General features: G+C 56.9%; 3 protein-coding genes. All 3 read left to right on the forward strand.

The window, feature by feature from the left end:
- Nucleotides 1–317 precede the first annotated feature (317 nt).
- A complete protein-coding gene (locus Q0R57_RS12610; protein WP_294748271.1) occupies nucleotides 318–7250 on the forward strand; it encodes a hypothetical protein in 6933 nt (2310 codons plus the stop codon).
- Nucleotides 7251–7331: 81 nt separating this feature from the next.
- Entirely contained in the window at nucleotides 7332–7499 is a 168-nt protein-coding gene (locus tag Q0R57_RS12615) for a hypothetical protein (RefSeq protein WP_294748274.1), read from the forward strand.
- Between the two features lie 409 nt (nucleotides 7500–7908).
- The coding region (locus Q0R57_RS12620) for a hypothetical protein (protein WP_294748277.1) at nucleotides 7909–11600 on the forward strand (3692 nt) is incomplete at its 3' end.

Genomic DNA, 11600 nt, shown 5'->3' on the forward strand with positions numbered 1-11600 from the left:
TACAAGGACAATTATAGAATCAAGGGGTCGGAGATTATCTTCTCCGACCCCCTCTTTTATTTTTTATCATCATAGGGGCAAGCCCCTACGCTTTGTTATTTGACCCCTTCGGGGCCTCTCGGTTCTATCCTCCCATCACCCATCACCCATCACCCATCACCCATCATCTTCTTTAGAATCTCAAAATCGTAAAAAAGAGACTCAAAATTTACAAAAGTTGAAGAGAATGCGCCTTTTTGTTTTGTTATTTGTGATATTATATTTAAATTTGCAGCCATAACTACACAACCAATGACATAATTTAAACGATCTATAAAATGAAAAAGAAATTATTTCTAATGATTGCCCTGCTGTACGCAGTGGTACAGGGGGCGTGGGCGCAATCCAGTTGGGATGAAGTCTATGCAATTACGCAGACCAATTCTGCAAATTGGACACAACTTACTGAGGGGTCCACGACGGGAAAGACGCTCGGCACGGCAGGTACTACGACGTATTACTACGCCGACACGAACCTCGCGTTCAGCAATTCCACGGTTAGCGGCAGCGGCCTGACCATCCTGGGCACTGTGTATTTCTACGTGCCCGATGGCGTGACCGTCACCTGCACGGGAGCCCATGCCAACGGACAGATGGGCGGCGGTGCTGGCATCGAGCTGACGGAGGGCAACACGCTTTACCTCCTCGGTAGCGGCACGTTGAATGCCACGGGCGGCAATGCTGCCGACGGCAGCAATGGCGGCAATGGCGGTGACGCATATATGGATTATGAAAATGATTACCTTTACAGCGGCACTGGTGGCAACGGAGGCAATGGTGGCGGCGGTGCCGGTGCCGGCATTGGCACACGCGGCGGCAATGGTGGTGCAGGCGGTGCCGGAGGCCTTAGACATGAACGGTCAGGCGCTGGCACTTGGAGTGTTGCCGATGGCAATAACGGCAGTGCAGGCAGTGCAGGTACTTCCGCTGGCGCCGTGGGCAAACTCTATAGGCTTCAGTCCCTCGTCAACCTCAATGCCAAGGGCGGAAGTATAAGCAACAGATCAGGCGCTGGCGGCAGTGCAGGCTGGAGTGCTCTATGGGATGGATATCGCAACTGGAGTGCTCCCGGCGGCGGTGGCGGCGGCGGTGGCGGCTATGGCGGCGGCGCCTGCGACATCGGTACCGGTGGTCCTGGTGGCGGCGGTGGCGGCGGCGGTGCCGGCGGTTGCCTTGATTGGAAACAAGATGGTTATTATTTTTACATTAGCGCTGGCGGCGCTGGCGGCAATAATGGTAAACCGAATACTACTGCTCCCACCGGTGAACAAGCAGAGGTGAGTCCTAAATACCTTGAGAATGGCAAGTGCGGAACAAACGGTTCTTTTGACGATGATGACGTATCTTACGGAGTTGGTTCTGCTACGAGTGGCACCGGCGGCGCAGGTGGCGCCAAAGGCAACAACTCAGTTGGTGGCACGACGACGTTTATAGTATATTCCGGCACCGACGTAACCTTCCCCACGCGCATCCAAGTCTGTGGCACTGCCGAGCTGAACCTCGGCGAAGGAGCTATCCTCCGTGCTCTGAAAGGCATCGAGGTGAGCAAAGGCAATAGCTTGACCATCAACGGCCCGGGTGCACTGACCATCGACGGCTGCGATGAGAATAAGTCTGGTATCGGTGCTTTTGAAGTAGGCATCATCACCATCAACGGCGGCACCATCAACGTTAGAGGCGGAGCACATGGAGCTGGCATTGGCGGCGACGAACATAATGAAGATGGTGGCACCATTATTATCAACGGTGGCGTGGTGACAGCCCAGGGTGCTGGCTCTGCTGCCGGTATCGGCGGTGGATGTGGCGATTATACTACTGACGGTAATTCAAGGTGGGGGCGGTGCGGCAATATCATCATCAATGGCGGTCAGGTGACTGCCCGTGGCGGCGATGAAACTGCCGGCATCGGACCTGGTTTTAGCCTTCTGGGCTCTAATAGCGGAAAGCTGACACTCGGGTGGACAAACGCTCAGGAAGACTTCATCTATTGCTCTGGCTTTAAAAGCGGTAGTAATTATTATGGTAAAATCACACTCAATAGCATCACGTTTGCCGAAGGCAAGCAATTCGTTATAGACGGTACGGCGACGATAGCTACCACCGGCAACATCGGCGGCAAGAAAATAGTGCCTTACACAACAGAGCAGTTGCCTCTTTCCGGTGAGGGTACTCTGGAAAATCCCTGGCGTATCACCAGCGCTGCCGACTGGAATGTATTAGCACAAAACATTATTGCCGGCAACAGCTACAGCGGAGAGTACGTGCAGCTGGATGCCGACATCGAAATTGCAAGAGGTGTGGGCGGTCATGATGAAAACGGAGTAAACGGTCGTCCCTTCAGCGGTACCTTCCTCGGCAACAACAAGACCATCACCGCTGCGTTTTCCAGCATCACTCAGGGCGCAGCCCCCTTCCGCTACATCAGCGGTGCTACTATCAAGAACTTGACTGTGGCCGGCACCATCACCTCTAACCAATATTACACGTCGGGTCTCGTGGGCTTCGCCGATGGCGAGAACCTCATCGAGGGCTGCATCGTCAGCGCTACCATCAACCAGAACAGCGACTACGCCGGCGGCTTCGTCGGCAACGGCAAGACCTCGACTACCACCATCAGAGGCTGCATCTTCCAAGGCACCGTCAACGGCAGCATTTATGTTGTTCATCATTATACTGGTGGCTATCGGTATGAAACCACCCATAATGTCTGCGGCTTCTGGGGCTATGGCGACGAGGGCAGTACGCTCATCATGCAGAACTGCTTAGAGAAGGGCACCTACAACACCATCGACGGTATGCATCCCATTGGTCTGCAGAACGGCACGTCCAACCTCACCAACACCCACTACCTGACCCCGCAGAGCGGCCCGCTCTCCCATACCGTCGTGGGCGGTGCATATCGAGCCTATAGCGTCAACACCGCCGAGGGCGAGATGCTGAGACCGCTCCAGTTGCTCGACGGCAACACCTACTACACGCCCTGTATTATCACCCTCGACGACTCCTACAGGCTCGAAGACAATTCCGTCAGCGTCACCCCCGTAGTGAAAGCCAGCGACGAAACTACGCTGCTCACCTTGGGCACCGACTATACGGCCACAGTCGACGGTACTGAGGTAACCTCATACCCCATGAGCTTCACCTCACTTGGCTTCAAGACCTTCACCATCACGGGCTTGGGCAATTGCAATGGCTCGACGAGTGCCAGCTTCATCGTTTTCCGCCAGAAAGGCGAAGGTACTCCTGAAAATCCCTACACCATCAGTAACACTGATGAATGGGATGTCTTTGCCTACCAGGTCAACCATGGCAACAGCTACAGTGGAAAGTACGTGAAGCTGATTGACGACATCGATATTTCATCGACCGTGGGCGTTCTCGAGGACAAACCCTTCAGCGGCACCTTCAACGGCGACGGTCACACCATCACCGCCACTATTAACGATAATAGCGACAGCGGCACCGCCCCCTTCCGCTACATCAAGAACGCCACCATCAAGAACCTCACCGTGGCGGGCACCATCACCTCCAACCAACGCCACATGTCTGGCCTTGTGGGTTTTGCCGACAGCGAAGGCGAGGGCATGAACCTCATTGAGGACTGCGCCGTCACGGCTACGCTCAACATAAACACCGACTATGCCGGCGGTATCATCGGGCATGGTAATAGCTCGGCGACCACCATCCGCGGCTGCGTCTTCGCTGGCACGATGAACGCCAGCAACAATCCTAACGTCGGCGTCATCTGGGGCTGGAGCGACAGCGGGACACCGACACTGGAGAACTGCTTAGAGGCAGGCACATACACAGGCATCAGCAAGCTTCATCCCATGGGCTTACAGGGCGGCAGCGGCACCATCGCCAACTGCTACTACGTGAAACCTCAGATTGGCTCGCCCTCCCACGCGTGCACCGTCAGTGGCGCCAAGCAGGCTTACACCATCACCAGTGGCACGGGTGTTACTATGGCCAATAGCGGAGAGGTCCGTATCACGTACGACGTAAGCAGGCTGACCTTCTACAATGGGGGACTCAAATACGGCGAAATGCTCTATGCTGCCTGCGACGACGTGGTAAGCCTCACGTTGAGCCACGACACCAATGGCGACTGCAACTTCATCCAGTACGTTGCCAGTGGCGGAGGTACGCTCAGCACACAGGACGCGACCAGCGCCATCCTCACCATGCCTGCCAGCAACGTGACCATCAGGCCGAGATGGGCCATCCCGACCGACGGCAGTGGTAACCACCTCATCAGCTACGAGAATGAATGGGATGCTTTCTGCACAAATGTGGAGTCGGGCATGGCTTATAGCGGCCAGACGGTGAAGCTGATGGCAGACATCAGCGTCTCGACCATGGCAGGCGCGAGCGAGACCAACTCGTTCCAGGGAACCTTCCTCGGCGGCGGACACACCATCACCGCTGCGATTACCGACAACATCAACGGCGGCGCAGCCCCATTCCGCTACATCAAGAACGCCACCATCAAGAACCTCACCGTGGCGGGCACCATCACCTCCAACCAGCGCCACATGTCGGGCCTCGTGGGTATTGCCGACAGCGAAGGCGAGGGCAAGAACCTCATTGAGGGCTGCACCGTCACGGCTACACTCAACATAAACACCGACTATGCCGGCGGTATCATCGGTCATGGTAAGAGCTCGGCGACCACCATCCGCGGCTGTGTCTTCGCTGGCACGATGAACTCCAACAGCAATCCCAACGTCGGCGTCATTTGGGGCTGGAGTGACAGCGCCACACCCACGCTTGAAAACAGCTTGGAGGCCGGCACATACACAGGCATCAGCAAGCTGCACCCCATGGGCTTGCAGAAAGCAGCGGGCACCATCACCAACTGCTACTACGTGACACCGCAGATTGGCTCGCCCGAGAATGCTTGCACCGTCAGCGGAGCCAGGCAGGCCTATGCCCTCGCCACCACACCTGCTAACCTCGGCAACCTGGTAAAGGACTACGGTTTAGCGAAGGCCTACCAGAACGGCATTTTATACGGTGGCACATACTACGTTATTCCCAGAGCCCTCACCGGCAGTGGAACGGAGGAAAGTCCTTACATCATTGACAATGATTATGATTGGAATTGTTTCGCCTATTCCGTCACCAACGGCACCAGCTACAGCGGCCAGTTCGTGAAACTGAACAACGACATCAGCGTATCGGAGATGGTGGGCAGCAGCGAGACCAACTCGTTCCAGGGCACTTTCCTCGGCGGCGGACACACCATCACCGCTGCTATTACCGACAACATCAACGGCGGCGCAGCCCCCTTCCGCTACATCAAGAACGCCACCATCAAGAACCTCACCGTGGCGGGCACCATCACCTCCAACCAGCGCCACATGTCGGGCCTCGTGGGTATTGCCGACAGCGAAGGCGAGGGCAAGAACCTCATTGAGGGCTGCACCGTCACGGCTACACTCAACATAAACACCGACTATGCCGGCGGTATCATCGGTCATGGTAAGAGCTCGGCGACCACCATCCGCGGCTGTGTCTTCGCTGGCACGATGAACTCCAACAGCAATCCCAACGTCGGCGTCATTTGGGGCTGGAGTGACAGCGCCACACCCACGCTTGAAAACAGCTTGGAGGCCGGCACATACACAGGCATCAGCAAGCTGCACCCCATGGGCTTGCAGAAAGCAGCGGGCACCATCACCAACTGCTACTACGTGACACCGCAGATTGGCTCGCCCGAGAATGCTTGCACCGTCAGCGGAGCCACAAAGGCCTATCCCATGTCCACCGCTCCATATTATCTCGGCGGACAGGTGCAGGACTACGGCTTAGTAAAGGCCTACGAGAATGGTATTCTCTACGGTGGCAAGTACTACATGGCTCCTGCCATTATCAGTCTGGCCGACAATGCCGACAACAGCACGACCATCAGCGACAATGACGGTCTTCCGACCAACGTCACCCTCGTTGGACGCACCTTCTATCGCGACGGCGCATGGAACACACTCTGCCTGCCCTTCAGCTTGGATAACATCTATGGCACATGCTTACAGGGAGCCACGGTGAAGACCCTCGCATCGACCAGCTTCACGGGCGGCACGCTGACGATGAACTTCACCGAGAACGTGAACGGCATAGAGGCTGGCAAACCCTATATCGTGAAGTGGGAACCTGTGGACCTCTCAACGCTGACCACCCACTATACAGCACAGGACGGCGAGACGCTGACGGGTACGCTCGGCGCAAACGTAAAGATTTCGATTGCAGCTGGCGCCACTGTGAAACTCCAGGACGTGACCATCAACGGGACGAAAGACCAAAGATACTCATGGGCCGGCATTTCCTGCCTTGGCAATGCCACCATCATCCTCAAGGGCACGAACACCGTGAAGGGATTCTACTTAGGGTATCCTGGCATTCACGTACCCAGCGGCTCGACGCTGACCATCAAGGGAAGCGGTTCGCTCACAGCCAGTGGCCGTGGCGATGCCGCCGGTATCGGCGGCGGAACGGAGATTCCCTGCGGCAACATCGTCATTGAGGGCGGCACCATCAATGCCTATGGCGGATTTGGCGCGGCCGGAATCGGTGGTGGCAGGTATGCACCTTGCGGCGACATCACCATCACTGACGGTGTGACCAAGGTTTACGCCGAGAGGGGGGCATATGTCGGCGCCATCGGTCGGGGCGATGAAAGCTCGTGTGGCACCGTCACTATCGGCGGTGAGGTGAAAAACATTACCGCCTCTACCTACACCTACACTGGCACTGGCTCGGGAAGCGTTGATGTTGCGGTCCCCAATCTCGTGAATCCCGTGTTCAAGAACGTCTTCATCAGCGATGCCAAAGCCAACGTCGAGACTGACTATGTCGATTTCATTGGCACCTACAGCCCCGTCAGCATCTACACCAACGAGAAGACCAACCTCTATCTCGGCGCCGACAACAAGCTATACTATCCTACGGCCAGCGACTTCACGTTGAACGCCTTCCGCGCCTACTTCCAGCTGAAGCAGGGCCTCACCGCCGGTGACCCAAACGCAGGCATCCGCGCCTTCGTGCTGAACTTCGGCGAGCAAGGCACACAGACAGTTATAGGTCACACAGATATCACAGATAGCACAGATAAGGCTGACGCCGCATGGTACACTATCAATGGCGTAAAGCTCGAAGGCCAGCCCACGAAAAAGGGAGTTTACATCCACAACGGTAGGGTAGTGGTTAAATAAAAATCTGTGTCATCTGTGCGATCTGTGTGACATAAAAACTCTGTGTGACAATAAAATAAACAATATAATTTCAAAAGAAATATGAAAAAGGAATATATGAAGCCTCAGGTAGAGGTAGTGAGAGTGAAAACATGTTTGCCTTTGGCAGATAGTATTAAAACCGTTTCTAACACCGTAGGTCTCGAGTACGGTGGTGGTGGCAGCAGTTCTGGCCGCAGCCGCGACTATGATGACTGGGATGAGGAATAGGTGAAAGGTGAAGGGTGACGGGTGACAGGTGACGGGTGACGGGTGAAGGGCCCCGAAGGGGTCAAATAACCAAGCGTAGGGGCTTGCCCCTATGACGACCGTAGGTCAAAGGTCATGTGCGCTGGCTCAGCAATGGGTCGGCGCATTTTCACCTTTCACCCTTCACCCTTGACCTACGGTCTAGTCTGCTCTCGCTCGGCAGAGTCGAAGCGAGCTTCACTCTGCTCTCGCTTACTCGCAGCCTTCACCCTTGACCTCCGGTCAATATAGTTTCAAAATCGTAAAAAGAGCCTCAAAATTTACAAAACTTGAAGAAAATGCGCCTTTTTGTTTTGTTATTTGTGATATTTTGTTTAAATTTGCAGCCATAACTACATAACCCAGAACATAATTTAAAACGATCTATAAAATGAAAAAGATTCTATTCATTCTTGCCCTAATCTGCGCCGTGGTGCAGGGGGCGTGGGCCGACGAATGGGATGTGGTCTACAGGCAGACGCAGACCAAACAGTCGGACTGGACGGCGCTGAGCGCGGGCTCCACCACGGGGCGGACGCTCGGCAGTGCAGGTAACACGACGTACTACTACGTCACAAGCAACCTCAGCTTCACCAACTCTACGGCGGGCGGCAGCGGCCTGACCATCCAGGGCACGGTGTATCTCTACATCCCCTCCGGCGTGACGCTGACCTGCACGGGAGCTGATGCCGACGGTCGTACCGGCGCAGGTGCGGGCATTGAGCTGACGGAAGGCAACTCGCTCTATATTCTGGGCGGCGGCTCGCTGAACGCCAACGGCGGTAATGCGGAAAACGGTTGCAACGGCGGCAACGGAAATGATGCAGAAGTAACTTATGATAAAAGTATCCTCGGTGGCTCAGGCGGCACCGGTGGCAACGGCGGCGGCGGTGCCGGTGCGGGCATCGGCACACGCGGCGGCAATGGCGGAACCGGCGGCAGCGGCGGTCAACGCAATGGCTCTTATGGACAAGAGACTACGCAATATGGCGTTGATGGCAGTGCCGGTACTGCCGGTAGTACCGCTGGTGCCATGGGCACGCTCTATGTTTACCAGGATTTGGCCCCCACAATGAATGTCAATGGAGGAAACGCCGGCTCAAACGGTTCTGGTGGCAGTAGAGGTAAAACTGCTTCCCAACACCCTGGTTCGAATGTATATATGGCTTCTGGCGGCGGTGGCGGCGGTGCCGGCGGCTTCGGCGGCGCAGCCAGCGACATCGGCACCGGTGGCCCCGGTGGCGGCGGTGGCGGCGGCGGTGCCGCTGGTAACGTTGCATGGGTCGTGTACTCTGGAACCGACAATGGTTACTATCATGCAGGAGCTTTCGGTGGCGCCGGCGGTACAAACGCTGATGGCTCATCGGCTCCCAACGGCGCTGATGTTGAGCTGGACAACCCAAAACATGCGGACATCGAAGGAGGTGGCCTTAGAGATAAGGATACCGACTATGATGATGATGATGGCTGGGAGAAAGGAAACGGTCGTCATCCCGGCGGCGCGGGCGGCGCAGCAGGTTCTGCCAGCGTCGGCGGCTCCTACGGCACCGTGACGGTGGACTGGAGTACGCAGGAAGGCGACTGGGACATGATCTGTCTGCAGACGATGACCACCCGTGCAGAGTGGGTTCACCTGACTGACAACGCCTCGACGGGCAAGACGCTCGGCGCGCCTGGCACCACAACCTATTATTATACCGCAGCCGACCGCACGTTCACCAACAGCAACGCCGGTGGCAGCGGTCTGACCATCCGGGGCACGGTGTATCTCTATATTCCATCCGGCAAAACGATTACCTGTACAGGACACAATGCCAGCGGAGCCATCGGTGGCGGCGCCGGCATTGAGGTGACGGCGGGCAACACGCTCTACCTTATCGGTAGTGGCACGCTGAATGCCACGGGCGGCAATGCTGCCAACGGCGAAGATGGCGGGAAAGGCGGCGATTCTGGTTGGAACGATGATAACATGTGGTCCGGCGCTGGTGGCAAAGGCGGTGACGGCGGCGGCGGTGCCGGTGCCGGCATCGGCTCGCGCGGCGGCAACGGTGGTGCCGGTGGTGCCGGTGCAACAGCTACATTTTCTAATTGGGAGCAACCAAGAGGCAAAAGTGGTAGCGATGGCAATAGCGGTAGCACCGCTGGCCCCGTGGGTAATGTCTATGTATATCAGAGTTCAGGTCTCACGTTGAATGCCGCAGGCGGCGTTGCAGCCACGGCAGGTGGCAACGGCGGCGCTGCCGGCAAGTGCGCACTTGATGATGACCTCACCTACAACTATAGTGTAGCCGGCGGCGGCGGTGGCGGTGGCGGCGGCTTCGGCGGCACTGCCAGCAACATCGGCACCGGCGGCCCCGGCGGTGGCGGTGGTGGCGGCGGAGCCTCCAGCGAACAACGATCTGCAAATAGCGGTTACAGCGTTGTAAAATCTCCGGGAGGCAGTGCCGGCCAGAATACTGACGGCACCTGGGCAAGCCCGGGCGCGGAAAGTATATTGAATTGGAATGCAATTAGTTCTGGGAATGTTACCACTAATTCTACTTGGAGCAACGATGATAGCGATGTCGGTAGTAGAGCCGGTTCAGGCGGCAGTGGTGCCGGCCATGGCAATGCCACTACCAGCGGGTCGGCCACCAACGTGACTTTGGACTGGACTACGCAGGAAAACGACTGGAGTTTGATTTGCCTTCAGACGGGAACCACCCGGGCAGACTGGGTTCCTCTGAAGGATGGCGGCACAAAGGGCAGGACGCTCGGCGCTGCAGGCACCACGTCGTATTATTTCACCGTATTCGACCGCACGTTCACCAACAGCGATGCCGGCGGCAGCGGTCTGACCATACTGGGAACGGTGTATCTCTACATACCCTCTGGCAAACAGATTACCTGCACAGGAGCCAATGCCAACGGAACCACAGGTGGCGGCGCGGGCATTGAACTGACGGAGGGCAACACGCTCTATCTCATTGGCAGTGGCAAACTCGTCGCCACAGGCGGCAACGCTGCCAATGGCGGCAACGGCACCAACGGCGGGGACGCAACAACAGAAGAATATAATAGATGGTTAAGGACTGGCGACGGCGGCAATGGCGGCGACGGCGGCGGCGGTGCTGGTGCTGGCATCGGCACACGTGGCGGCAATGGCGGCGCAGGCGGTATCGGTGGTGCAGGAATATATGAGGTGGCAAGTGAGTTTGATGGTAGTTTTGATGAGACAACTGGCAATGTTGGTAGCAATGGCCAGAACGGCAGTAGCGCTACTGACATGGGCACGCTCTATATTTACGATGGTTCCCAGGCTCTCACCCCTCAAACGAATATCCAGGGTGGCAGTAAAGGCACGAGTGGCAATGGAGGTAATAGTGGTAACTACTCTAAAACTACTGAAAGTACTTTTTATGTTGTGGAATTCTGTGCCATAAGCGGAGGCGGAGGCGGTGCCGGTGGTGGCTTCGGCGGCGCAGCCAGCAATATCGGTACCGGTGGCCCCGGCGGTGGCGGTGGCGGTGGCGGTTCCTCAGGTACTGTTTCAAGCAATTCAAACTGGGCTAGTGCTAAAGAATACTATGATGCGGGAGCTTTGGGTGGCAACCCCGGCATGAATGGTGATGGAACCGCCGCTGGTTCTGGTGCCAGCACACAGTTTAGTAGCATATATACTGGAAGCGGAACTTGCGCTGGTTGGAGAGATGGCATCGACCACCGCGCTGCCGGCGGTGCCGGCGGCGGCTGTGGCTCTGCCAGCACGAGCAGCACGGCCAACGCCGTGACGGTGGAATGGCCCACGCAGGGCAAAGGCATCGAGGACGCTCCCTTCATCGTCAGCAGCACCGACGACTGGAACGAGTTCGCCTCCTACGTCAACGGCGGCTACGCCTTCAGCGGCAACTTCGTGAAGCTGGGCGACGACATCAGCGTCTCCACGATGGCGGGCACAAGCGATGCCAACTCGTTCCAGGGCACCTTCGACGGCGACGGCAATACGCTGACCTTCACGAAGGGCACCGACGCAGAGCCATTCGCCGAGGAATACTGCGCCCCGTTCCGCCACGTGAAGAACGCCACGATTAAGAACCTGCACGT

This window comes from uncultured Prevotella sp., assembly GCF_946407605.1.
Classification (GTDB): domain Bacteria; phylum Bacteroidota; class Bacteroidia; order Bacteroidales; family Bacteroidaceae; genus Prevotella.